Annotated in this window: 24 protein-coding genes and 1 pseudogene; 18 read left to right on the top strand and 7 right to left on the bottom strand. The window is 56.4% G+C overall.

The window, feature by feature from the left end; genetic code table 11:
* Nucleotides 1–212: 212 nt before the first annotated feature.
* Entirely contained in the window at nt 213–932 is a 720-nt protein-coding gene (locus tag EGH23_RS22035; RefSeq protein WP_220582148.1) for a hypothetical protein, read from the bottom strand.
* Between the two features lie 162 nt (nt 933–1,094).
* Entirely contained in the window at nt 1,095–1,265 is a 171-nt protein-coding gene (locus EGH23_RS22030; RefSeq protein ID WP_220582147.1) for a hypothetical protein, read from the bottom strand.
* 72 nt (nt 1,266–1,337) lie between these two features.
* Between EGH23_RS22030 and EGH23_RS27310 the strand changes: the two genes are divergently transcribed.
* From EGH23_RS27310 to EGH23_RS21970, 12 genes are all read left to right on the top strand, one after another.
* A complete protein-coding gene (locus EGH23_RS27310; protein ID WP_425433263.1) occupies nt 1,338–2,237 on the top strand; it encodes an ArsR/SmtB family transcription factor in 900 nt (299 codons plus the stop codon).
* A gap of 211 nt (nt 2,238–2,448) precedes the next feature.
* Nucleotides 2,449–3,369 carry an ABC transporter ATP-binding protein gene (locus EGH23_RS22020; RefSeq protein ID WP_220582145.1) on the top strand — a complete coding sequence of 307 codons (921 nt, stop codon included), beginning with the start codon at nt 2,449–2,451 and terminating at the stop codon, nt 3,367–3,369.
* Nucleotides 3,366–4,238 carry an ABC transporter permease subunit gene (locus tag EGH23_RS22015; RefSeq protein WP_220582144.1) on the top strand — a complete coding sequence of 291 codons (873 nt, stop codon included), beginning with the start codon at nt 3,366–3,368 and terminating at the stop codon, nt 4,236–4,238. The genes EGH23_RS22020 and EGH23_RS22015 overlap by 4 nt, the downstream gene beginning before the upstream one ends.
* 97 nt (nt 4,239–4,335) lie before the next feature.
* A complete protein-coding gene (locus EGH23_RS22010) occupies nt 4,336–5,205 on the top strand; it encodes a CPBP family intramembrane glutamic endopeptidase (RefSeq protein WP_220582143.1) in 870 nt (289 codons plus the stop codon).
* Nucleotides 5,206–5,871: 666 nt separating this feature from the next.
* Nucleotides 5,872–6,786, top strand: a complete 915-nt coding sequence (locus EGH23_RS22005; RefSeq protein ID WP_220582142.1) for a CPBP family intramembrane glutamic endopeptidase — start codon at nt 5,872–5,874, stop codon at nt 6,784–6,786.
* A 684-nt stretch (nt 6,787–7,470) separates the two neighbouring features.
* Nucleotides 7,471–8,343, top strand: a complete 873-nt coding sequence (locus tag EGH23_RS22000; protein ID WP_220582141.1) for an SDR family NAD(P)-dependent oxidoreductase — start codon at nt 7,471–7,473, stop codon at nt 8,341–8,343.
* Nucleotides 8,344–8,433: 90 nt separating this feature from the next.
* Complete coding sequence (locus EGH23_RS21995; RefSeq protein WP_220582140.1) at nt 8,434–8,937, top strand: hypothetical protein; 504 nt, start codon at nt 8,434–8,436, stop codon at nt 8,935–8,937.
* Complete coding sequence (locus EGH23_RS21990) at nt 8,934–10,448, top strand: sodium:solute symporter family transporter (protein WP_220582139.1); 1,515 nt, start codon at nt 8,934–8,936, stop codon at nt 10,446–10,448. The genes EGH23_RS21995 and EGH23_RS21990 overlap by 4 nt, the downstream gene beginning before the upstream one ends.
* 300 nt (nt 10,449–10,748) lie before the next feature.
* Nucleotides 10,749–11,918, top strand: coding sequence for a thiolase domain-containing protein (locus EGH23_RS21985; RefSeq protein ID WP_220582138.1), 1,170 nt, complete (start codon nt 10,749–10,751; stop codon nt 11,916–11,918).
* Nucleotides 11,915–12,310 carry a Zn-ribbon domain-containing OB-fold protein gene (locus EGH23_RS21980; RefSeq protein WP_220582137.1) on the top strand — a complete coding sequence of 132 codons (396 nt, stop codon included), beginning with the start codon at nt 11,915–11,917 and terminating at the stop codon, nt 12,308–12,310. Before EGH23_RS21985 ends, EGH23_RS21980 begins: the two co-directional genes overlap by 4 nt.
* Nucleotides 12,307–13,329, top strand: coding sequence for a CoA transferase subunit A (locus EGH23_RS21975; RefSeq protein ID WP_220582136.1), 1,023 nt, complete (start codon nt 12,307–12,309; stop codon nt 13,327–13,329). The genes EGH23_RS21980 and EGH23_RS21975 overlap by 4 nt, the downstream gene beginning before the upstream one ends.
* Complete coding sequence (locus tag EGH23_RS21970) at nt 13,326–14,084, top strand: CoA-transferase subunit beta (protein ID WP_220582135.1); 759 nt, start codon at nt 13,326–13,328, stop codon at nt 14,082–14,084. The genes EGH23_RS21975 and EGH23_RS21970 overlap by 4 nt, the downstream gene beginning before the upstream one ends.
* Here EGH23_RS21970 and EGH23_RS21965 read toward each other — a convergent pair whose 3' ends face one another.
* Nucleotides 14,085–14,858: a helix-turn-helix domain-containing protein gene (locus EGH23_RS21965; RefSeq protein WP_220582134.1), complete on the bottom strand. Its 774-nt coding sequence runs from the start codon at nt 14,856–14,858 to the stop codon at nt 14,085–14,087. It abuts the gene before it with no gap.
* A gap of 221 nt (nt 14,859–15,079) precedes the next feature.
* On the opposite strand from EGH23_RS21965, the pseudogene EGH23_RS21960 reads away from it, so the two are divergent.
* Together EGH23_RS21960 and EGH23_RS21955 are read left to right on the top strand one after the other, a co-directional pair.
* Nucleotides 15,080–15,199 (top strand): annotated as a pseudogene (locus tag EGH23_RS21960) (IS5/IS1182 family transposase); the annotation flags it as partial.
* Nucleotides 15,200–16,099: 900 nt separating this feature from the next.
* Complete coding sequence (locus EGH23_RS21955; RefSeq protein WP_220582133.1) at nt 16,100–16,387, top strand: hypothetical protein; 288 nt, start codon at nt 16,100–16,102, stop codon at nt 16,385–16,387.
* Between the two features lie 82 nt (nt 16,388–16,469).
* Here EGH23_RS21955 and EGH23_RS21950 read toward each other — a convergent pair whose 3' ends face one another.
* Entirely contained in the window at nt 16,470–16,826 is a 357-nt protein-coding gene (locus tag EGH23_RS21950) for a group I truncated hemoglobin (RefSeq protein ID WP_220582132.1), read from the bottom strand.
* Between the two features lie 590 nt (nt 16,827–17,416).
* On the opposite strand from EGH23_RS21950, the gene EGH23_RS21945 reads away from it, so the two are divergent.
* Nucleotides 17,417–17,623, top strand: a complete 207-nt coding sequence (locus EGH23_RS21945; protein ID WP_220582131.1) for a hypothetical protein — start codon at nt 17,417–17,419, stop codon at nt 17,621–17,623.
* Nucleotides 17,624–17,772: 149 nt separating this feature from the next.
* On the opposite strand, the gene EGH23_RS27305 is transcribed toward EGH23_RS21945, so the two are convergent.
* From EGH23_RS27305 to EGH23_RS21935, 3 genes are all read right to left on the bottom strand, one after another.
* Entirely contained in the window at nt 17,773–18,039 is a 267-nt protein-coding gene (locus EGH23_RS27305; protein ID WP_425433265.1) for a DUF7344 domain-containing protein, read from the bottom strand.
* 374 nt (nt 18,040–18,413) lie between these two features.
* Nucleotides 18,414–18,707: a helix-turn-helix domain-containing protein gene (locus EGH23_RS21940; RefSeq protein ID WP_220582130.1), complete on the bottom strand. Its 294-nt coding sequence runs from the start codon at nt 18,705–18,707 to the stop codon at nt 18,414–18,416.
* 234 nt (nt 18,708–18,941) lie between these two features.
* The gene (locus EGH23_RS21935) at nt 18,942–19,454 is read right to left on the bottom strand and encodes an Lrp/AsnC family transcriptional regulator (RefSeq protein ID WP_220582129.1); all 513 of its coding nucleotides are present in this window, start codon (nt 19,452–19,454) and stop codon (nt 18,942–18,944) included.
* A gap of 872 nt (nt 19,455–20,326) precedes the next feature.
* Here EGH23_RS21935 and EGH23_RS21930 point away from each other — a divergent pair.
* From EGH23_RS21930 to EGH23_RS21920, 3 genes are all read left to right on the top strand, one after another.
* Nucleotides 20,327–22,573 (top strand): MEDS domain-containing protein, encoded by a 2,247-nt coding sequence (locus tag EGH23_RS21930; RefSeq protein ID WP_220582128.1) that lies wholly within the window; start codon nt 20,327–20,329, stop codon nt 22,571–22,573.
* Between the two features lie 316 nt (nt 22,574–22,889).
* Nucleotides 22,890–23,186 carry a ribbon-helix-helix domain-containing protein gene (locus tag EGH23_RS21925; RefSeq protein WP_220582127.1) on the top strand — a complete coding sequence of 99 codons (297 nt, stop codon included), beginning with the start codon at nt 22,890–22,892 and terminating at the stop codon, nt 23,184–23,186.
* Nucleotides 23,176–23,460: a type II toxin-antitoxin system RelE family toxin gene (locus EGH23_RS21920; RefSeq protein ID WP_220582126.1), complete on the top strand. Its 285-nt coding sequence runs from the start codon at nt 23,176–23,178 to the stop codon at nt 23,458–23,460. Before EGH23_RS21925 ends, EGH23_RS21920 begins: the two co-directional genes overlap by 11 nt.
* Nucleotides 23,461–25,023: the final 1,563 nt, after the last annotated feature.

Below are 25,023 nucleotides of genomic sequence, written 5' to 3'. Positions count from 1 at the left end.
GGCTGGTTCTCGGCGGACAAGACAAACGAATCAGTAGCTGCTACACACTTCCGCTACACTAGACCATCGGACCGGTTCGTAGCCCGCTAACTGTCCCAACCGACATGAGCAATGTGTCCAGTAGCACGTGTCTAGCAGTTATCCGATCAACTCCCTCGTCACGCCGTGGCATCTCGTAGCGGTCTGGTTCGTCCATAGTCCTCGTGAACCACCTATCGGGCTGCTTCGCGAGAATCACGATCTCGCTCGGTGTCTTCCTGCAGAGGTTGTGTACGCCCGAACACGATGCCGATTAGGAGAAATGCGACCGGAGCGACGACAGCGTATCCGATGACGCCGATGTTCCGGACCTGCATATCCGCGAGCGGCACACCGATTAGGCCCGCGAGACTCAGCATCCCACTCGCGAGGAGGAGGATCCAAACCCATCTCTCTAGCCTACTCTCTCCTCTGAACACGGGTACAGCAAAGAGGATTGAGAGGGCAAAGAACCAGTCCCACGCGAGGATGTCCAACGCGTACACTATCGATGGCCACTCGAACGAGATGACCAACGGAACCCACGATAGTCCAGTCGCTTCCAGTCGAGGACCCACAGTGAGACCGACGAAGTGGACGCTGGTCGTAATCGTCGCTAACACGATCATGAAGACGAGCGCGATTAGGCTATATACCTTGACTGCAGGGCGTGCATATGCGTGAACCGTGACCATAATAACGACGTACAATGCCGCTAACGGAATGATGAGCAGCCTCATGATCGTGATGTATGGATCTCCGATCGGGTCCTGAGGCGACTCTAGCGAGAGAAATCCGAGAGCGGTAACGAATGCGTATACCACTCCGAGGACGAATACGCTCCAGGCGGCGGCTCTCCCGATTGTGCGATGCTGGGGTGTGAAACCTGGATGAGTACTCAAGCTACTGTTCATCAGTCTATCATGGCTTCGTCGTACCATAACGGTTGTTCGGACGGAACAGTTGCGTCTCTCTTGAGCGATACACGGGCTGTAGAAGGCGGTGAGCTACTGAATGGTTCACTGGTCGGGTGATACACTCCCCGTGGACGACGAAGCCGGCCAGCAGTCCCCGTCTCAGTCGTCGCTCGCGCTGTAGTTTCCGGAAAGCGTCCGGAACGAGGCGAACGAGTGGTCGGGCTGTTCGACTCGCGTCACGATGGTCCCGTCGAGGACGACTGTCAGCGTCTGGTAGTCGCCGGGAAGTGAGAGGAGTCCGTCGAACTCGGGCCGCGGTGTACAGTACATTGCCCTTAACACGAGCAAGAACTTGCCAGAGGCAAGCGTCCTTTTCCACTTGGAGTGTATAACAGAAGAGATATGACTCCAAATCAGAGCGATCAAATCGATTCGAGAGTCGTCGATGCTATTAGCTCGCTTGGAAACTCCCAACGGCTGCGGATTTTACTTGCCCTAGGTGAAGTGGTGCGAGAACATCACGAACCGCGGCATACAATGACGTTCACGGAACTACATGATGCAGTTGATATAGATAGTTCGTCGCAATTCTCGTATCATCTGGATCAACTCGTCGGGCAGTTCGTCACTGAAACTCCGGACGGATACCGCTTGACAGATAGTGGAACAAGGATTGTTCGTGTTATCCACTCCGGAGTGTACGAGAGTACGTCAGCGTTAGAGGACACAGAGATTGCTGGCGCTTGTTTGTTCTGCGACGAAACGTCTCTACTGGCAACTCTTGACGCTGACCTGTTTCGTATTCGATGTACGTCGTGTGACGCGATTCTCATCACCGTTTCCTCTCCCCAAAGCCAAACGCGTAACCGGACCCCCACAGAGATTTACGAGAGTTTCGGCTACCGCATCTGGAGTATGTATATTCAGCTCCGAGGAGGTGTGTGTCCGGAGTGCTTCGGACCTGTCGATACAGAAGTCAGCCAGTACGAACACGGTGAAACCGTACAGTACATTCACAATAGCTCGTGTCGTGAATGTCAACATTTGGTCAGCATGCCAATCGAACTACCGGTCGCGTTTCATCCCGTAGTTCTCTATCTGTTCTGGAAACACGGAATCTCGGTACTCGATCTTCCCCTGTGGGAGCTGTACGAGTATACTACATCCGACGTGTTTGTCACAAATATCGTCTCTGTGGAGCCATTCGTAGCCGACTTTACGATTGCCTTGGAAGACGAGATTCTGTCCCTCAGAATGGACGATACTGCAACGGTCACACTCAACTCGTGTAATCAGGACTAATCCTCTTCTCGTAACTGCCATCAGCCTATTTTCCCCTAGATCGGCATCAGCTCGCGTTGATTCTCGCCGTCTGTCTCAAACTTCTTTGAGTTGTACCGTTGACAATATGTCAATAAAACAACTATACTTATCCCTATAGCGATGTTGAGAGCAGCTATGGGTAATTCAGTACAGTCAACAGGCGATAACAAATCCGCTTCGAGGGGCTTCAATGGCCGCAATTGAAATCAACAGTCTCACCAAACGGTTCGGCGATGTCGTTGCCGTTAATGATTTTACACTTCAGGTCAACAAAGGAGAGATATTCGGGTTTCTCGGCCCGAACGGCGCGGGTAAATCGACTACCATTGACATCTTACTCGACTTTATTCGACCAACCGATGGGACCGTGACAGTACTCGGCTATGATGCCCAGACTGAGGGAGAGGCGGTCCGGCGACGCACGGGAGTGCTTCCGGACGCCTATCACGTCTACGACCGACTTACCGGTCGGCAACATCTGGAGTTCGTCTTGGAGATTAAAGACGCGGATGAGGACGTAAACGCGCTCCTCGAACGGGTTCGCATCACCGATGCCGCCGACCGGAAAGCGGGCGGGTACTCGAAGGGGATGCGGCAGCGGCTGGTCCTCGCTATGGCGCTCGTCGGTGATCCAGATCTGCTCGTCCTTGACGAACCATCTACCGGATTGGATCCGAACGGTGCCCGCGAGATGCGGGAGATCATCAGAGAAGAGAACGACCGAGGAACGACGGTGTTCTTCTCCAGCCACGTGATGGAGCAGGTTGAGGCAGTTTGCGACCGCGTAGCGATCATCAATCGCGGTCAGCTCGTCGCCGTCGATACCATCGATGGTCTCCGCGACGCGACCGAAACAGGTGAAGTTCTGTACGTGTCTGTCTCCAAACTCGACGAGTCTACCGTCGAGCGAGTCGCCAAACTTGACGGTGTTGGGAGTGCGTCGATTGACGACGCCCGGCTCCGGGTTATCGTGGACGGTGCCTCGAAGTTCGCCGTCCTGCGTGCAATCGACGCCGACGTCACGTCGGTTCAGGACTTCTCAGTCGTCGAGTCCTCGCTCGAAGATCTGTTCGTTCGTTACACCGATGACGAACAAGAGGTCAGGGAATGACGTGGCTGGCGATTGCGAAGAAGGACTTCCGAGACGCCGTCCAGTCACGGGCGCTCTGGGCGCTCGTGGCAGTGTTCGTCCTGTTATCTCTCGTTTCGACGTATGCGTACGTTGAGGTTCCCGAGATGTTCGGTGAATCGGCAGGGGCGACGTTCGCTGGTCTCGTCTTCTTCACAGTCGGTCTCACCGGACTGTTTGTCCCCCTTGCGGCGGTCGTGGTCTGTTACAAGTCCCTCGCGGGCGAACGCGAACTCGGTAGTATCAAGCTGTTACTCTCGTTACCGACCAATCGGCTGAACGTCTTCACCGGGAAGGTCGTCGGTCGGGCAGCCGTCCTTATGTTCGGTCTCGGTGTTGGCCTCCTCGTTGGGGTCGGATTTGGCTCCGTATTGCTCGGGACACTTGACCCAGTTGCGACGCTAGTATTCATTCTCGTAACACTCGGCTTTGCTGCGGTTTACGCGGGAATCATGGTGGGGCTTTCGGCGACGACTGGGTCTACCTCACGTGCAACTACAGTTGCACTCGGGTTCTTCGTCGTCTTTGAACTATTCTGGGATGTCGTACCGATGGCGTTCGTCTACGTCGTCAACGGGTTCAGCCTCCCGTCTACGATGCCCGAGTGGGTCTTTCTCATCGGTCAGGTGCCACCGTCTTCGGCGTATCTCTCGACGGTCGTCGCTCTCCTACCTAGGATTGCAGAAGCGGCCGGTGCAGCGCCCACCCAGACGGACGTCGGAGTGGAAGTGGCTGTACTTGACCCGGATCCGTTCTACCTGAGCCCGGAAGTGGGAATCGTGGTTCTCGCACTCTGGCTCGTCATTCCGTTCCTCATCGGGTACTACCGGTTCAACATTGCAGATCTGTAGCGCCAACTGTCCAAACACGATGATGACCAATGAATACACGGAGATTTCCCGCCCAACAAGGAAGGCGATTTCTCGCATTGGCGGCGTCTAAATAGCCATGGCATCACTAATCACCAAACGAATCGAACAGTACCGAATTACGTCGTTCTTCGTGCTGACGTACACGCTTTCGTGGACGCTCGATGCCATCCCGAAACTCCTCGAGATGAATCCATCGTGGGGAAGATGGTTCATCGAAGGATTCCTCAGCCCGCTTTCACCGGGAGTTGCTGCTGCAATTGTCCTGTGGGCGAGTGGCGAGAGTGTCAGGAAGTGGCTCAGCGACGTCTTTACCTGGCGCGTCCATCCGAAATGGTATGCCGCCGCGATCCTGATCCCGTTTGCCATCACGTACGCGGCCGGAGTCGCCTCGTGGGCGCTCGGCGGTCCAATCGACTGGGCGGCCTTCGACTTCGACCCGATTACAATCGTCATCGGAATCATTCTCGGGACGTTCATCGGCGGTGGTCAGGAGGAGTTCGGGTGGCGAGGGTTCGCTCAACCCGAACTGCAAGAGCGGTATGGCGGGTTGTCCGCGGCCCTCATCATCGGTGTATTCTGGGGGCTATGGCATCTACCTCAGTTTATTCCCGGTGGGTTCCGCACAGACTGGCCGCTTGAACTCATCGTTGCCTACTTCGTCGGGATTATCGCGTTTTCCGTACTCCTAGGATGGGTGTTCAACGGATCGAACGGGAGCGTACTGTTGGCCATGCTGATGCACGGAACCGACAACGCGACAACCGGACAGGTACCACTTGACCTGGACATCGTCTTTGTCGGTGAGGTCATCAACTGGAGCACGCTCGTTACGCTAAACGGATCACACGCGGTTATCACGTGGGCGGTTGTACTGCTCGTCGTCATAGCGACCGGCGTTCACCTCTACGATTACCGAGTCAGTCCGGACTGGAACACCGAGCCGTAAGCCGATCACTAATCAGGAGAACATCACTGTACGAAGACACCACTCGCCTCATCGGAAATGGATTGCTCGTCGTGAATAGGGTTTCAACAGAGCCCTGATCCTCAGTTCTCGTGGAACGGGAACGTCCATCTCCGGCATTTGTCCCGTACGTCTCGACCACCGTGGTTGCAGAGAAAGCAGGATGGCGTCCACCCCAACGACTTGTGGCGTCTACAGGACGTTGATCGGAGACTCCCGTGGTCACGCCGGGGCCCCAAGGGCCCCCACGCATGAACTCCTGAAACGCCTCGGTCTGCATCGCCTGGAGCGTGACGCCAAAATGTCCACAGTCCCATTCCAGTCGGTTTCCTTCGGGACTCCCCCATCGGCCGAGTGTCTCTCGTGTTGTCGGATACTGCGTCATCTCGTCGACGAGCCCGCCGACAGGGAAGATCCGCTTCGGGTTTCAGTCGGCGACAAACGTCACGTGAGCATTCCGAACGACCACGAACCGGTTTCGCGGGAGTAGCCGGCGTTTGCGTTTCCTCGTCAAATATCTTTGAGTTGCTCGACTGACAACGTGTAATATTATCGATGTCTTTTTCCCATGACACGCTGGTGTTCAAGCGTGAACACCGCTGTTACGACAAACAAACGTTCGAGCGCACACATTCCAAATGAGTTACAATGACAGATGCTTTTCATGAGTCGGTCGTCCGGTCGTGGATTGACCGGCACCGCCTCGTGTCCTTCCTAGTGATTACGTATGCCTTCACCTGGGTCATCCAAGGAGCGCTCCTTGCCAGCGGCCTAGAAGCGTCGTGGACACAATCGATCCTCATCGGGTTCGGCGGGTTCGGCCCGCCCGTCGGCGCCGCAGTGGTCATCTGGGCTAGCGGCGGCGACCTCCGGAAATGGATCGGCCAGTTCTTCCATTGGCAAATCGGCGCCAAGTGGTGGCTGCTCGCGCTCGGATTGCCGTTCGTCATCTTGGTCATGGGGAGTATCTTGTTCGTCGGACTCGGCGGTCCAGTCGATCTGAGTTCGTTCCCTTTCCCGGGTATCTACCTCTTCGTGCTGGTCTGGGGAACCATCTGGGGCGGCGGCCAAGAGGATCTGGGTTGGCGCGGATTCTTGTTGCCGTTCCTCCAAGAGAGGCACAGCGCGCTCGTCTCCAGCGTCTTTGTCGGCGTCGCGTGGGCCGGCTGGCACCTCCCGCTGTTCCTCAACGCAACCACGACCCACGGCGCCTGGCCGCTCTCACAACAACTACTCTGGGTGGTCTCGATCCTGTCCGGGTCGATCCTCTGGACGTGGATGTACAACAGTACCGGCGGGAGCGTGCTCGCCGTCGCGGTATTCCACGCCGGTATTAACGGAATGGGCGTCTTCCATCCCGCCGATACCGAGGCGATAGCTCCCGGCGGGGTGCCGGATCCAGTGTTGAGCCTTCTCGCCGAAGTGACCGGCGCGGTCCCGATGGTGGCGCTCGCGCTCCTCCTCGTTGTCGTCTACGGAGCAGACAGACTGTCGAACCACGAGCCCCCCGGCCTGGAAGTTGTTGGTATCGACCACGGAAATACGTCGACTGAGAGCAGGTAATGCGGCCTCGTGCTAAATACTCCTGCCTGAGCAGGATACGAGGAGACTATCGATAGAATGCGTTTATTGTAGGGTCAATTCGCAGAGTTACTCCACCTGCTATCTTACAATCTATGGCTACCGACTCTATACACGCTCTATATCTCGCACGGCCGTTAAACACCCTATCGAACTGGCAGAACTCTCTGTGGTCAGTACGTACACCTAACTAATGGCTGTGTCACGCGAAATCCTGTCCAAAGAATAGGAGATCAATAGAACCCATATCTCAAATCGAGGAGGCAACTACCCACTCTACTTCGTTTTGGCTTCTTGGACTTCGCTGATTCGTATAACGCGTTTTGGGAACTCCAATAGCAGTGATCTGTGAACAGCATCTATCACAGACTCTTCGGTCAGTTATAGACTGCTGGCTGGAAGACGATACCGTCAATTTCGAAGCGGGCCCCGCTCTCGTCGCCTTCGTTGACAGTACTTTCCCAGCCGTGACCGATGACGATCTCTTTTTGACGATATTCAACCCAAACCCAGTTTTCTCGGGGTCCATCGTATTAACTCAGTACCTCAGACCGTATACCGGTCCTCAACCGGCTCTGTCCGATGACTATCAAAACTGCACGCGGGCAGCGGTGATTACATATCAACCTTCCGTTTGAACCGGTTACCGTTCGTCTCTCTAGTTGCATGAGTAGGGAAACCGACACTCGCGATAGTATCGATCCACCCGAGATTACCGCCGAGTCGATTCACCACCTCGACGATCCACGGTTTGCTAGCGAAAACGTGGCGATCGTGACCGGCGCGGCTTCGGGAATCGGCCGTGCGACGGCGCTCGTCTTGGCGGCAAACGGCTTGACGACGATTGCGACCGACGTTGACGAAGACGGACTCCACGAAACGGCGGACAAAGCGGACGACCTTGCGGTCGAAGGTATCCTCAAGACGGTCGCCTGTGACCTAACTGACGATGCCGAGATCGAAGCGCTCGTCGAGACGGCCGCCAATTCGGGACAGCTCCGGTACGTCGTAAACATCGCTGGCAGCCAGCATATCTCGCCGATCGAATCGTTCCCGATGGAGACGTTCGATCTTCTCTACCAGGTGATGCTCCGTGCGCCGATGTATCTCACGAAACTGGCGCTTCCCCGGATCCGAGAGGCCGACGACGGCGTCGGTGCGATCGCCAATATGGCGTCCGTCCACGGTCACTATGTGACTCGCGATAAGGTCGCCTACAACACGATGAAGTTCGGTCTTCGGGGGCTGACCAAATCGACTGCGGCCGAAGGTGATGGGGATATCCGTGCGTTCTCGGTCAGTACGGGCTACGTTAAGACACCGCTCGTCCTAAATCAAATCGCGGATACGGCCGAAGAGCGTGGTATTACCGAGCGAGAGGTCGTTGAAGACGTAATGCTCGGGCAGGCACGGGCCTCAGAAATGATGGAGCCGGTTGAGGCTGGCAACCTGTTCGCGTTCGGTCTTTCACGTCACGGCAAGCACCTCAACGGTGATGACCTGCTGTGGGACGGTGGCTTCGTGAATACATACGAGTGATATACACATGAAACACACAATACGGATCCGACAGGTCGAGTTAGAACGTGAAAACCGGCACCGCGAACCGACCGTCGAGAGGGCAGAGACGTGTTAGACGGTAAGGTCGACGTCGAGGGAATAACCTCGGAGCTGATGCTCACAAGCGGTGTCCTGTGGACGACTGTGCTCGTGCTCGGGCTGATTGGCCGCTGGTTCAGCGCCTTGCTCGTCTCGGCGTTTCTCTTCGTACCGTGGTTCGTCATCGGTGCGAGTTCCAACGGGACAATTTCGACGAAGTTGCTCGTCTATCCTCTTGGCATCTGGACAGGTCTCCAACTATCGGCGTTCGCCCTAACTGAGTACTATTCGAACGCATTCGCAGGCACCTCTCCGGAGTTTCTGATTACCGGTATGCATCCATCTTTCGCCGCAGCCTACTGGCTATACTGGGTCGGCGGATTCATGACAGTCACACTTGCCTACGGAATTTACTTCCGGAAACACTTCCTGCCAGATGAAGAGTGGAACCGATTCCTTGAGGAAGTCGAACAGGTGAACACGGGGAGCCAGACACAGGATGTCGACGAGTCCGTGGAGGTACCTAATCAATGAGCAACGTGCTCGTTCCCGGTTTCGTCGCGGTGTTTATCCTCTCGGTGTTCGCTGTCGGCCTGTATAGCCAGCGCCTGATCGACTCCTCGGATGAGTTTTACGGTGCGACGAAAATGTTCGGTGCAGCGGTCATCACCCTCGCGAGCATGTCTGGAATCATGAGCGCCTTCGGGTTTATCGGCGGTCCGGGGCTCGTCTATCAGATGGGCACGTCTTCGCTGTGGATGACCTTCGCCAGCGGTCTCGGGTTCGCAATGGCCTACTGGATCGTCGGCAAGCGCGTTCGCGGGATGGCCGACGTTGCCAATATTGGCACGCTCGGGGACATTGCCGACGAGCGATTTAACAGCGGCGCGATTCGAGGAATACTCGCGGTAATCCTCTTTATCGCGTGTTGGGCCTACCTCGCCTCGCAAGTCGCTGGCGGCGGCTACGTCCTCTCGGTGATCCTCGGAATCTCGATGGAGACCGCTGTCTGGCTTGTGTTCGGGCTGATAATCGTCTACGTTGCCGTCGGCGGGATGGCATCGGCCCAACTTGCAGGGGCGTACACAGGTGCGGTGATGCTCATAGGCGTCGTCGGTGTCATTGTCGGGTTTTTCCAGATTGCCGGTGGGATGGAAAACACGACCATGACCGTTATCGAGGCCGGCGAACTCACGGGTGAAGACGTGACAAAGGCCTTCACTCCGCAGATGCTCGATGGCTGGGGGCTTGCTGAAGGCTCCGCTCCCGGTTTACTGCTGATCTGGCCAATTGTCTTCAGTATCGGCGTCATGGGTCAGCCTCAGGTTCTACAGCGGATGTTCTCGATCGACAATCCAAAGGGACTGCGAACCGTCGGTCTCGTTAGTGGTGTCACCTATGCGGTCGGGAGTCTCCTCTGGTTACTCATTGGCATCATTGCGCTCTATTTGGTCGCCTCCGGAACGGTCGAACCGCTTGCGGATCCTGACATGGCTGCCTTCGAGTTCGTCGAACGGTTGCACATTGCCCTGCAAATGATTATCTACGCGGGGCTGGTCGCTGCGATTATGTCCACCGCCGCGTTCTTCCTGTCAGTCGCCTCGGGCGCGATCGCCCGTGACTTCGTGCGGGCAATGGGCTGGGATCTCTCCGAACAGCGGGAAACGTGGCTGGGTCGGGCCGCGGTCCTCGTTGTCGGCGTCGGAGCGGTGATATTCGGATTGTACGGTGGCCACCTTGTCGCGATCCTTGGCACCTTCGGCTGGGGAACGTTCGTTAGTGGGACGATCCCCGCGGTGGTCGTCGGCCTGCTTTGGAAGGGTGCAAGCCGAGAGGGCGTTACTGCCGGCCTTGCCTCCTCACTCCTGCTCAACATCACGCTGCTGACTGCGACACAGCTCGGATACTCGTTCCCGATCGGGATGGACTTTTACTTCATCGCGATCGCGGTTTCGATCTCCGTGACAATTTTCGTCTCGTACCTGACTGACGGAGCGAGCGGTGAAAACGTTCCGGAGCACGTCAAACCCATCTTCAAACTCTAACGGAGGTGAGAGATATGGAACTCTGGCTCGTTGGCTTCGTCGCAATGGTGGTAATTAACCTGATCGTGCTCTTCTTGAAGATATAGGCGGTTCCTCGCTGACCGCCCCCCTCGCTGTCACCAAGCACGGCTGTGCCCTGTTTTCGAGAGATTCTATGACGGCTGTCTAACCAATGATTACAATGATTGTCCGAGCCGTTCCGACTACTCCGTTTTCTAGTCCGTCGTTAGTGCCTACGGTTCCGGGTTGGTATACATATCAACCCGCCGGTTTTCGCCGCTAGAGTCCCTTTCTCCAGTAATGGCAGAGATACTGATAGCTGGTGTCGGTACGACCACGTTTGGTGACCATGCCGGCCGAACCGGCCGGGAACTGTTCGCCGAGGCGCGCTCGAGCGCACTCGCGGAAAGCGCCGTATCGAGTTCGGACATCGATGCCCTCTACTACGGCAACTATATGGGCGAAACCGCAGAGAGACAGAGTCATCAAGCTCCACTGATGGCCTCCGGAATCGGGACGACAGGTCTTGAGGCGACACGCGTCGAGAACGCGTGTGCCTCTGGTGGCTACGCCGTCGCCGACGGTGTCCGGGCAATCGAGAGCGGCGCGGCCGATGTCGTCCTCGTTGGCGGGCTCGAACGAATGACAAACCTCGAGACCGCGGAGACGACGGCAGCACTCGCTCGGGCCGCAGACGAACTCCACGAGGGGCGTCCCGGCCTGACGTTCCCCGGAGCGTACGCATTACTTGCGGATGCCTACATGGAACGGTTCGGCGGCACGCGCGAAGACCTCGCACACATTGCCGTGAAAAACCACGAGAACGCGGCGACCAACCCGAACGCGCAGTTCCACAACGAAATCAGCGTTGCAGACGTCCTCGAGACACCACAGGTCGCCGATCCGCTCGGCTTACTCGATGCCTGTCCGATTTCTGACGGGGCTGCGGCGGCTGTCCTCATCTCGGGCGAGTATGCGGCCGAACATAACCTCAGCCCCGCGGTCGCGATTACCGGCTCCGGACGCGGGACAGACTCGCTCTCCCTGCAAGAACGTGAGGACTTGACGAGGACGAAAGCGGCCGAATCGGCCGCGCAGGCCGCCTACAGCGGCGCCGATGTGACCGCTGACGACGTGGACGTTGCCGAGGTCCACGACTGCTTTACGATCGCTGAAGTCCTCGCACTCGAGGCACTGGGATTTTACCAGCCCGGCGAAGCAATCACGGCAGCCCGCGATGGGGAAACGGCCCACGACGGGCAGCTGCCGACTAACCTCTCCGGTGGGTTGAAAGCGAAGGGTCATCCAGTCGGTGCGACGGGCGTCGGCCAGCTCGTCGAGCTGACCAAACTGCTCGCTGGAACTCACCCGAACGCCAACGCGGTTCCCGGTGCGGAGGTCGGTGTGACCCACAACGCAGGTGGGACGGTCGCAACAGCCGCCGTCCACGTCTTGGAGGTGGCGAGATGAGCGTCGAGATAGCTCGCGAGGCCGGCTACGACGCTTGGCTGGATGCACTTGAGGCCAGCGAGGGTTACTACCTCCATTGCGACGGACAGGCACTCGTCCCGCCGGCTATGACGGGGGAAGCAGCCGACCTCGAGCGCGAACCGCTCCCGGAAACTGGGACGGTGGAGTCGAAAACGGTTATCCGTGTTCCCCACCCCGATTTCGGAGCGGACGCTCCCTACGTGATTGCGCTTGTCGAGTTCGGCCCCGTGACGCTGACGGGACGGGTCACCGGATCCGACCCCAAAGCCGTCGAGACTGGCCTCGAAGTCGAGGCGACGGTGCTTGAAGCGGAGACGAGCGGCAAGCGGTTCGTCGCGTTTTGTCCCGTGGGCGAGGTGAGTGATCAATGAACGTCATCGACGAAGGCGATGGCGAACTCGTTGGCTGGGAACACCCCGACGATGTCAGAAAATGGAACCGCGAAAAGCGCTCACGTGCATTCGAGGACAAACGGATGTCCGCGAGCGAAGCGGTCGAGCGGTTCGTTGACAACGGTGACCTCCTCGCTAGCGGCGGCTTCGGCCACGTTCGAATCTCGACGCCGATCCTCCACGAAATCGTCAGGCAAGACATTGAGGACCTGACACTCTCGGGGAAGACGACCGTCTTCGACGCCGACCTGCTGATCGCAGCGGGTGCGGTCTCGAAGGTCGAAGCCGCCTACTGTTTCGCTCACGAAACTCGTGGACTCGCCCCTGCAGGTCGCCGGCGAGTCGAAGAGGGCGATGTCGAAGTCGTCGCCGAAGCGAGCAACGCAACCCTTCAGTGGCGGTTTCTTGCCGCGAAAATGGGCGTCCCCTTCGTCCCCGCTCGAATTCTCGCGGGGACGGAGACCTTCGAGAAGAGTGCGGCGAAGATTGTCGAAGCACCCTGGACCGGCGACCCAATCACACTCGTGCCCGCCTGTTACCCCGATACCGTCTGCATCCACGTTTCGAAAGCCGACGAGTACGGCAACGCTGTCATCGACGGCATCAGCGTTGAGGACCCGGAACTTGCAGGAGCAGCGAAACGCCTGATTATTACTGCCGAGGAAATCGTCGACAGCGACGAACTCCGGGATCGGCCCAAAGACGTCGAGATTCCCTACTTCCTCGTCGATGCGGTCGTCGAAGCGCCCTACGGGAGTCACCCTGGTGAGATGCCTTACCAATACTACTTCGACGAAGACCACCTCGAAGAGTGGATGGACCTCACGACGACTGAAGAAGGCCTCGAGGAGTACCTCGAGCGCTACGTTACCGGAACTGAGGACTTCGAAGAGTATCTCGAGGCTGTCGGTGGCGAGGAGCGACTTGCCGACCTCGAAGCGATCGAGAACTACGACCGCCCGGACGTGGGCGGCCTCGAAGGAGGTGAATGGGAATGAGCGAGGAGTATACGTCGACCGAACTTCTGACGACCGTCGCTGCAAGCCTCATCGAAGACGAGAGTACGCTCATCGTCGGGACGGGGATGCCGATGCTTGCGGCAATGCTCGCACAGCGAACGCACGCGCCCGACGCGACCATGATCTACGAGGCCGGTGGCATTGGCCCAGAGGCGCCCGAGCTGCCGATTTCGGTCGGCGACGAGCGGACCTTTCATAGAGGCGTAAAAGCCGCCGGGATGCACGATGTCATGTCTTTCATGAGCGCCGGCTTCGTCGACTACGGCTTTCTCGGGGCCGCACAAATCGACCGCCGGGGTAACCTCAACTCGACGGTCATCGGCGACTGGGAGTGTCCGACCGTCAGGTTCCCGGGCAGCGGCGGCGCAAACGACATCGGGTCGCTCGCCAACGAAACGATTGTCACGATGCACCAAGACGAGACGAGTTTCGTGGAAGAGCTTGACTTTCGCACCACACCGGGCTACCTCGAGGGGCCGGGCGCACGCGAAGAGGCTGGACTACCTGCCGAAACCGGGCCGAGACACGTCATCACCCAGTATGGCGTCTACGGCTTCGATGAGAACCGGGAGCTGACACTCGAGTTTTTACATCCGGATGTAGAAGAGACGACGATCAATGAGGAGAGCAGCTTCCAGATTCATGTCGGCGAGTACGACCGGAGTCCGGAACCGAGCGCGGAACAGTTGCGTCTCCTGCGCGACGAAATCGACCCACGCGGCGTCATTCGCTGATTATTCCTGGGGGTGATCGGCGGTTTCTGGCTCCCACTGCGGAGTCGATGTCTCGTCCTGTAACTGCATCTGGGCTTCGACATCGTTCATCACGCGGACGACTTGACGAAGTACCTTTCGCTGACTACGGCGGAGGTTCTTGGAGGCTCCCATCTTCGAGATGTCGAATTCCTCGGCAACGTCGTCGAGCGTTGCTCCCCGTGGCGTCGAGAAGTATCCTTTCTTGACTGAGGCCTCGAGCGTCTCGCGTTCTGTATCTGTGAGGTCCTGGAGCGCCCGAAGCATCGCACCGAGAGATTCGACGTTTTGGAGGATATCGAAGAAATCGTCGATATGGATCGAGTCGTCGCCCCTGACCGTAAACTCGTTCGAGGCGTCGAGTTCGGAAAGGGCATCTTCAGCCGCCCGCTCTCGATCGAAGCCAACGTTCCAGATTTCACTACCGTTTCGGACCACGAACGGACCAGTCACATAGCCGTCGTTCTCCCGAATTGCCCGCATAGCGTCTGTTTCGTCTATCTGCGACCGGATGAGCGCCGTGTTCTGTTTCCGAGAGAGGAGATCGTATCCCCGAAGCATTTCGTAGTCGTCGAGGGTTTCTAATGCGCAGTGTAACTCTTTGGGAGACTCTCCGATTGCGAGCAATCGCGTCTCGAGCGTGCGGTCGGCTTGATTGAACTCCCAGTGTTGGGTATGGAAGGCGACGTCGTGTTTGCGACTGGTCCTGATGTACGGGCAATCGTACTGGACCATATCAAGCTTTATCGCCTTCATTTTGCCGAATTCTTGAATCCCAGTCGTATAGGACTTTCTAAACCCTGTGACCTGAACTATCCGTCTTTAACTAGGAGACGAATCACCTGACAGCGGCGGCTTATTGGGTACGTTCGAATCTTCAACAAGCCAGATGAACGGGTTGGCACCGTCAAGAACAGCTTGGTTCGGCTCTGTTGAAATCATCAGGGAGTTACAGGTACGTCCGGTAGTCTGACCGGATGGAAACCCTCCCGAAATCGCGGTTGCTCTGGTTCGTTAAGCAAACAATGCACTTGGCACGCCGAGCTGTCGCTCGTTACTCTTCGAAGTTCTCGAAACGACAGTACACACTTCACCGGCTCTGTTGAAATCTTTCAAAGTTGACATTGAGCAGAGCGACTCTTCCAATCAGCTGGGACGGATCCGCTACGAAACTGGCCCCTCGGCAAACCGCAAGACAGCGAGAGGGTTTCAACAAAGCCACTTCACCAGCACATCGTCCTCTTCTGTCTCAAGACCAAGTGCAGGCCGTCTGCGTTGATGCGCTCCCTAATAGACGTAGCAGATCGTCCCAGCGACTCTGTGGACGAGCGTAGAGAGTAGTAGACAATACGGGCGAAAAATTGGCGGCCCACTCGCAGGTACGAGAATCCACAATCGCAGTCCACGCAAACGAGACCAACGGGAGCATTACACTAATCGGAGACAGACGACATCGGACACTGTCACTCGAAGTACAAGAACTGCTGGAAGAGCGAAACGAGGCAGTCGAAGCTGCCAAAGAGCGGGCTGGGTAAACCACGTCCTCGACAACAGAACCTGTCAAATGTGCCAGCGAACTGTAGTCGAGGAGAGCGCCTACCCCAGCACCACACTTTTTGGCCCAGCGCCGGACGTTCCCAGTCCCAGTGTCTGGACCCAATCTCCTACAATGTGCGATGTGTGGTTGGACCGGAGAACAGCCCAATCTCGATACTACAACCGACGGCGCCGCCTGTCCTGCATGCGGCGAGACGCTAATCGACGAGTAGCGTCGTACCACCCTGTCGCTGTGTGCTCGCTGGCCGGTAAGTAGTTCCGCCCGAAGACAGCGTGTATCCTTCCGGAGCTGTGGTTCGTTGAAGCGCCGGTTCTATTGAAACCCTCAAAATCTGATACAAGTAGCTTGGTGAATACAGTCTGTAGCGATACCAATCGGGATGAGATGAACAATGGAAGCACCACAAAGCACATCCCGATAGATGACCGTTTTCACTCCAATGGCCCTGATAGCGTCGTTCCGTGAGGAACCATCCCTCCGTCGGCCGGGAATGGCCCTGCTCGGCCTGCTGACCATGGTCGTGATCGGTGAACGGCTACTCACACTCGCAGTTGAGGGTGTTCGCCAAGGATCGACGGAGTTCCCGGTGTGGCTCCCTGAGCTTGGTTCAATTGGTGAGACGATTGTATTCTATAGCCTGCTGTTCGATGTCCTGAAATTCATTGCAATCCCGGCGGTACTCCTGTGGCTCGCCTACCAGTACGGTCGTTACTCGGCCGGCATCTAAGCACACCTAACTAGCAGCTGTTTCACGCGAGATACTGTCTGAAGAACAGAGGGTCAACAGAGACTCTTCACCTACTGCGAGTCTAACACTGTATAACAGCGTCCTCGTACTGCGTGAGTGCATCAAGCACGGCCTGCCGATCCGACTCCGCAATATCGAATTCGACCATCGTCTCCGCAAGCAACTCAGCGATGACCGCGAAGTGTTTGGGGTGAATATCCAGATGGCGATGAGCCTCGTTCATCTCCCCACCGGAATACGTCACAGGTCCACCCATAATCGAACTCAAAAACTGTGTCTGGTGGGCCCGCTGCTGTTGCATATCAGTCTCCTCGAAAAAGTGCGCGACGCGGTCATCATCGAGCACACGGTCGTAAAACGAGTCCACAACCGCCGCGATTGCGTCTTCACCGCCGAGTCGTTCGTAGAGTGTCGTCATCCAACTACACCGCGAACTGGGCGACACATAGGGGAACTGTGGATTCCCAACCGGTCGGCAATGGAGAAAGCGTTAAATGCCGATGCGCTGGCGAGGGACGAGTCTTGCAGTCGGCGGTCACATGATAGCACACAGCGCCTGGAACTGCGTTGTCTGGCCAGCACAGAGAACCCTCTTTCGTATGGCTGGGGAGACTGACAGAGGCCGACTGGTGCTCCACGATGACGAATAGAGAGCGTTATAAACGACGCCCCGAGAATCTCGCGTAGGTCGTCGGCTGACGTTCTCTCCCCATCCCCCTTGTCGCCGGCGGCCAGTTTTCCAAATCGCTACCGCTCCAGGCGAACAACCCTTAGGGAGCAATCACTGTCGCTCACAAGATCTGATTAGGAGTGTAACAGAGCAATACATCCCAGTCCGGGCCGACGGTGGAGAACCAATGCAGTAAGCTGTCGGCTGGGAAATTGGCGACGACCTTCTTATTGTTGTTGTGCATGACAGCGGCAGTAACAGTTACTCAGGAGGAGTGCTAACTGAGGACCTGTGAGGATATGAGTTGACATTAAGTGGACTAATCTGTATTTAGGACTATGGCCAGCGGCCTTGAATATCAACGCGGGCTTCTGGCAGACACCATTCAAGAGGCCGTTATACAAGGTGTGTTGGATCCAGCAGAAGCCCAACTGTTGAAACAACGCTTACAAGATATTGATTCACTCACAGAAGCCGACGACTTGTGGACCCATATCGAGGAGGAGTATGATATTCTCGAATCTGACAGGTGGAGCGACGATTGATAACAGTCTCAGAGACCCTCTCACCGCAGTCAGTCTATTGACGGTCTCTCTCAATAAGCCGGCTCTGTAGCCAGCGAGAAACGCCCGCCCCGCCTGCTGCCTGCGTCTGAACGCCATCCACCACTATATCCACCCCTCTGGAGATCTTCTTAGTTTTGGTATATTAGCTTAACTAAACTCTCTATTTCGTTAAATCTCTTACCTCTTCTGACTATGTTTCTATTCTTCTGCCAGTCAATATATCCACACTCATCTAACTTTGGAAGGTGCGAATGATGGAGCTGTATCTGTAGTCTCTCTAATTCTACCTCTCCTCTATGAATATCCTCAGGAATTGCGATTGCTTCTTCAGGGTTATTTTCAAGTAGAGCGACCAGTAGACGACGCCGATACTGGTTTTGGAGACACGCCAACATGGTGTCCCAATCAGGTTGAGAAGCCATCACACACTACGTGTACAAATAGGGCATTACGCGCGCTGCCTGCATGCTAAAGGCAGCAACACTCACCTACACGAACTCCCTGTGAGGATATGACTTACAGTTGGGGTTAATTTGTCTTCAGGAGAGACGACAACTGGGAGCGGGGAAGCCTCTACCAAAGGAGCACCCCCGATCCGTTCACGAGTAGGATTCCCCGTTTCCCAAATGCGGAATCCCAGCATACGAAATAGGCTCTGTGTATCTCCTCAACTAACCGACTAGGGAGCAACTTCGTCACTCGCAATCTCCGAGGCAACGCTCGAATAGCGATCACCCTCACGTCCGTTCAAGTGAGTCACCAACACCGGTCAGCGCTCGGTGTCCTCGTCGATACATTCGAGCAGTGGTCGAATCTCCCCGAAATCCGGTCCTTTGACGACCTCCTGCGTGTCCATATCCCACTCGATGAAGCCGTAATCGACGAGTTTCGGAAGGTGATTATGATACATTGCCGTCCGTATCTGATGCTTGGTTTGCAGCGCCCCTGCATCCACAGTCTCGTCCGCGTGAACAGCAGCGTCCTGTGAAGTTTCGTCGAGAAGTGCGACCAACAGGTGTCTCCGATGTTCGTTCGCTAACGCATCGAAAGTTGTGTCGTTCATTATGTCGAGGGGGGCCCAAGCGAAAACCGGCCAGACAAACTGACCGGTTTCACTCCCTCTGTATAAGCGAGGTATTGGCCCCAGAAAACGGTGTTGTGAACGCTACCAGACCAATACGGGATTCCACAAGATATGGACTCAAGACTGTGTGTCTGTGATTATCGAATGTGGAATGTCCTAATCAAATACATGTATTCTGTGGATTCCCGAACTCCCATCAACCCTGCGTGAGGTCTATGACTCTTCTTCAGCGCCGGCCTCCGCGTGCGCGTCCATCTCTTCTGCTCCCTGCAAGAAGAAGTGATTGAAGGGTTGGACGTGTCGCCGTCGCATCATCTCCGAGCTCTCGATTTCGACGCCGATGTCGTGGATCGCGTCGGTGATCCTGGTAATATCGCTCGTGCTCGTCCCGACGACGTCGACGTGGATATTGCGCCGCCCAGTGAGCATCTCACGAACGTCGATGACACCCTGGATCGCCCTGATGTCCGCCGAGTACTGTTTGAGTTCCGTGGGTGGTGCGGAGATGACAAACGTCACTTGCAAAGGGAGGTTGGCGGCCTCGTAATCGATCTCGGGATGGTATCCTTTGATGATACCATCTTCTTCGAGTTGCTTGATTCGGTTCCGGACGGTACTGGCCGAGACGCCAGCCGTGTCGCCGATTTCTTGTGCTGTCTTGTTGCGGGCATCTTGCTGGAGCAAGTAGAGGATGCTCCGGTCCACATCGTCTAGATCTCGACCCATGGGATGGAGTACGGCGTGGAAGTACTAACATATTCCCTGCCGCACGATGAGCCTGTGTTTCATCACCTTCGGTGCAGGACGCAACGTATTCGGAAGGTCAGAAGATTGGATGCATGCATTGTATCGTCTCAGAGAACAGGAACAATCCGAAATACTATAGACCAGTAGTGATCACTCTCCCAGCAATTGCTTCGACAACGGCGAGGGCTTGGGCCTCACCCGGATCCAGCGTTTCCAAGAGAAACTCTTCGAGTTCTTGACCGAGAAGATGATCGACAACAGGGATTAAGCCCTCTAGTGCTCCAAGCGCGTATTCAGATAGTGATGTGTTTCGGCACCCTCCTCGAGTTCCGTCTGAACAGCTGGGACAGTACCCAGTCGAGGCAAACCCATTAACTGATCGACGTGATCCACCTGGGCAAAGTTCCATAGCACAGTAGTATCGAGAAATCGCGCAAGCGTGCTTTGCCGACACCGCACCCGCGAACCTCGCCGAACCCAGTCCCACTGTGCTACTCGCCGAGTCCCTTACGTTGGCGTTCAGTTGCGCACCCGTCCCAGCGGTCACATGGCTGATACGCTGATCGCGGCAGTCCCAGCATCTCACAGCACCGAGACGGGCGAAAACTACTCACTAGACGAAAGCCGGTCCGACGATGGGAAGTCAGTGTAGTGAGCTGTCGGCTGGGAAACTGGTGACGACCAGCCATGTGCACGACAGCGACAGAAACAGCATCTCATAGTTCCCTACAGTCAATACGATGGATGCAGCGAATCGGCGCGTCGACATAATGTCAGCTGGCAAAACTACTAAGGCGAAAGACTCTCCCTACTAGAGACAGTGAGGCTTCACGCCAACAGCAACGCACGTTATGATCGAGCAGAAATTTCCTTTCAGTAGTTCGTCAGCCCCACTAACAATAGAGAACTGGGATACAGCCCTCCAATCGGGCCCGGCGCCCGAGAGAGCCACCGAGGGACACACCGAGCATCAGTGCAATGATCACATCGCGCAGCTTTACGAGACGGAGTCCGAGCGATTTGCCGCCGCAGTACCGTTCGTGCGTCACGGACTCGACCAGGACGAGCGCGTCATGTACGTCCTCGATGAAAGTAGTGAATCGACGGTCAGGACGGCGCTCAGTGATGCAGGCGTCGACGTCGCTGCCGCACTCGACTCGGGGGCGTTCTCGTTTCACACTGCGCAGGACACGTACCTGCAAAACGGGTCATTCACGGCTGACGACATGGTCGAGTTCTATGCCGACACCGTTGTGGCCGCTACTAACGAATACGACGCGCTCCGAATCGTTGCCGAGACAGCGTGGCTTCGAGACGACGCCACGACAATCGAGCAGTTCATGGAATACGAGGCAAAAATAAACACTCTCTTCGCCGACGAGGATTGCCTCGCGCTCTGTCAATACGACCGTGATGCGTTTCGGCCTGCAATCATCCGCAATATCATCGAAACCCATCCCCACCTCATTTACGACGGTGCACTCTGTCACAACTTCTACTATACGCCGCCCGAGGAATTTCTGGGAGGTGACAGTCCAGCCCGAGAAGTCGACCGGATGCTTGGAACGCTCCGGGAGCGCACCGCGGCGGTCACCGAACTGCAGCGGCGTGACCGATTCCTGCAAAACCTCCACGACGTTATGGCCGACCAGAGTCGCTCCTTCGAAGAGCGAATACATGTCGTCCTTGAGCTCGGGCGCGACCAATTCGACTTCGAGATAGGTGGACTGAATCGCGTCGATCCCGATGCGGACCGATTCGAGGTCGAATACCTCGTCGGTGACCACGAACACTTCGAGCCCGGTGCCGAATTCAAATTATCAGACACGTATTGCCAAGCAGCGGCCGATATCGAAGCAGCCGCGATGGTATCGAACCCGGCTGAGGCAGGGCTCAATGACATTCCTGTCTTCGATGAGTTTGGCATCCAGGGTTATCTGGGCACGTACATTCCCGTGACCGGCGACACGGACCGGACGCTTGGCTTCCTCCCCGCTGAAGGTGAGCCGGTGACGGTCTCCGAATCCGACCGGACGTATCTCAAGCTGATGGGGCAGTGGATTGGCTACGAACTCAATCGCCGCCAGCGTGAGCGAGAACTGCAAGAACGCAAGGACCACCTCAGTGCCATCATCGAGACGACACCCGAGTGCATCAAGACCGTTGCAGCCGATGGGACCTTACGCCAGATGAACCCCGCCGGCTTAGACATGGTCGAAGCGGAGTCTGGGTCGGACGTGATTGGGAAGTGCGTCTACGATTTGATTGCCCCGGAACACCGCGAGACGTTCCGTGAGTTCAACGAAAAGATTTGTCAGGGGGAGCGAGGGACCTTAGAATTCGATATTATCAGTCTGGAGGGGACGCGCCGACATATGAAAACACACGCAGCACCTCTCTCTCGTCCCGACGGGACAATTTCCCAAGTAGCACTAACATATGATATCACTGATCGGAAAGAGCGTGAAGAGCGCCTCGAGGAGAAAAACAACCGTCTCCAATCGTTCGCAAGCATGCTTGCCCACGAACTCCGGAATCCAGTCACAATCGGGCAGATATATAGCCAGCAACTGCCAGCGGAAACGGATTCGGAAGCTGTCGAGTATGTCACGGAGGCGTTCGACCGCATCGAAGACATGGTCGACGTCATGTTGGTGCTCGCACAAGGACAGAAAGCAATTGATGAGGGAGCGCCGGTTGACCTCGCGGATATCGCACGTGACGCATGGAGCGGTGTAGAAGACGACCAAGCCAACCTAAACGCCGAGGTCGACGCGACGATACAGGCCGACGAGACCTACATCCGGCATTTTTTCCAGAATCTTCTCGAGAACGCAGTCGAGCACGGTGGGAGTGATGTCACGGTAACAGTCGGTGACATCTATGACGGATTCTATGTTGCCGACGACGGCACTGGGATCCCGCGGGAAAACCGAGACAAAATCTTCGACGAGGGGTATACGACGACTGCTGCCAACGGCGGAACCGGGCTTGGACTGGCGTTCGTCGAGCGACTCGCTGCGGTGTACGAGTGGGACTGTTATGTCACCGAAAGCAAAGATGGCGGGGCCCGATTCGAGTTCCGAAATCTCGATTGAAACGGTCAGAGCGACCGCTATCCTAGGAATGCGAATAGTGTAGAAGCGAACCACCGTCGACCGGCCTATATCGTGTGGCCTTCGTACAGTGGTCCCGGAGACCGGTTGTGCACCATTTGACCGACGCCGAGCCTTGCTCTATATTCTGGCAATTACTGGTTTAGCGGTCATTATTCAGCAGAGGTCGGTTGGTTCTAGCTCCGATATAGAGTATATAGACAGGAACAGTATCTAACCAACAGTTCTCTAATCAACAGACTTCGTTGGTTAGCTTCGTCCGAACACTTAGGGATATGCGTGCGTAAAGTACCTGTATATGTCCGATGCTGATACAGCGAACACTGATGACGGGCCAGAGATGGTCCAGATCAATCTGCGATTGAGTAAGGCGTTCCTCGAGGATATCGATGCGACGTGGGAAGAAGAGGGGTTCAATTCCCGCAGTGAGTTCCTTCGCTATGCAGCTCGCGACGCAGTGAAACACCCTGCGTTCTCTCGGGAAGGCTGGAAGCAGATAGCGGCGAGCGAACACGATCTTCGGTCCGGTGATGCAGAGCTAGTGTCGCGGGAGGACGTCGTCGAGATGATGGACCGGGACGAGGATGACGAGTAGCACCGATTGGGTCTGGAAATTCACGCCACGCGCTGCCACTCAGTTCAATGGACTCGATCCACACGTGCAGGACCGGCTCGTCTCAAAGCTCGACGACGTCGTCGACTCTGAGTGGCGCGACCCGGACGATTTCCTCGAACCACTGACTGGCGGTCCCTTCTCAAAACTTCGAGTTGGACAGTACCGACTCGCCTGTATTCTCGACCGCGATGAGTTGCTCCTCGAAGTGCATCGGATTGAACACCGAAGTGGTGCCTACACAGCAGACGACTGAAGTCGGTAGTCATAGCCCGTTTAGACAAAGGTATCCAGCCATCGCTGACACCGACACACACCAGAACGCACCCATCGGCCACCGAGGTGCCTCGGACGTCGACGGATACACCGCGCGTCGCAGCGACCGTCTGTGTGCTTGTCGGTGCGGGAGATCGATACAACCACCGACAGCGACGCCTAGTTCGACACCCGACCCAACGGAGCTGGCCGATGAATACCGGCTAGCACACCTTCCTCGCGAGCACGACCGTCGTCGTTGTGAAGGCCTGCGTTGCCGGCGCCGCACTCGCGACACTCGTCGCGCCCAGTCCCGCTGTGTTACTCGGCGAGTCCCTCGCGTTTCCGTTCAGTTGCGCACCCGTCGCAGCGATCGCGTGGATGGTACGCTGATCGCGACAGCCCCAGCATCGCATTTCCCAGCACCGAAACGGGCGAGAACTACTAAAGAGACGAGCGCCGGTCCCCGTTGGGGAGCCAGTGCAGTAAGCTGTCGGCTAGAAAACTAGCGACGACTCGCTTCTGGTTACTCTTATCGCCCACAACAGCGCCAGAAACAGCCACTCAGTAGGAATGCGTACTATTCAGTCTACCTTGACGATATGGTCGTGTTCTAACCACTCGTCAATATGCGTGTCACAGAAGGCGACGTCATGATTTACGTTGCTATCGTAACAACGGTTAGTCGCAGTTTCAACGCATGATGGATCAAAACAGGGGATCTGTGCACTCCCGTCTGCCAGCGTGACCGGTTCGTTTTGTAGGTTACTATTATTTGCCATCTCTGATTGTCCGCTGTTTGTCTTTTGGTGCTTTGTGCTGTATCTCAGATATGGGTGACAGGAGTGGATAAGCGTTCACCGTTATCTATCACACTCACTTAGCTTCGAGCAGTAGGAGACCTGAACTGACCAACGAGGGGCGACTTCCTCACTTGCAATCTCCAAAGCAGTACCCAGATAGCGATCAGCCCCACGTCCCATCAAGCGACGCCTGCAAGGACCAATTTGTATGACTGGTCGCCCACACCCAAGATTGTAGCAGTAGTTCCCGTAGAGACACAGATGGTGGCATCAGACGCAAATGACCGTCTTACTGATGCGCCACCCAGCGCCAAGCTCGTCTACAAAACACTGGAATACGAGGGAGAATTAACCCAGAGTCAACTCGTCGATGAAACGCGACTCTCAGTGCGTACTGTTCGATATGCTCTGACAGAACTCCAAGACCGAGACGTAGTTCGCGAAGAGATCTATTTCGCCGATGCCCGCAAACGTCTCTACTCGCTCACGTCAGCCGACGAGTCGTCTGAATCCACAGATAGAGCGCGACAAGAAACGTCTCTACGATCGTTTGCTATCGACCCCTGTAGTTGCAACAACAGCTGGGACAGCCGCAAGACCCGGTGATGGGCAGCAATACGAAAACGAGTGCTGGTCACCACTCCTCTCGTGGTGGCAGTTCAGTCCCACAGTACCGACAGAACCGCATCGGCGCACGCGGCGTTTCCCGCCCGGTATCATATGAAAACTCACGGCCACACTCCGCACATGCTGTCTTTGGC

Source organism: Haloarcula nitratireducens, from assembly GCF_019599505.1.
Note: the sequence above shows the minus strand (reverse complement) of the source record. Positions and strands in the feature narration are given on the sequence as shown.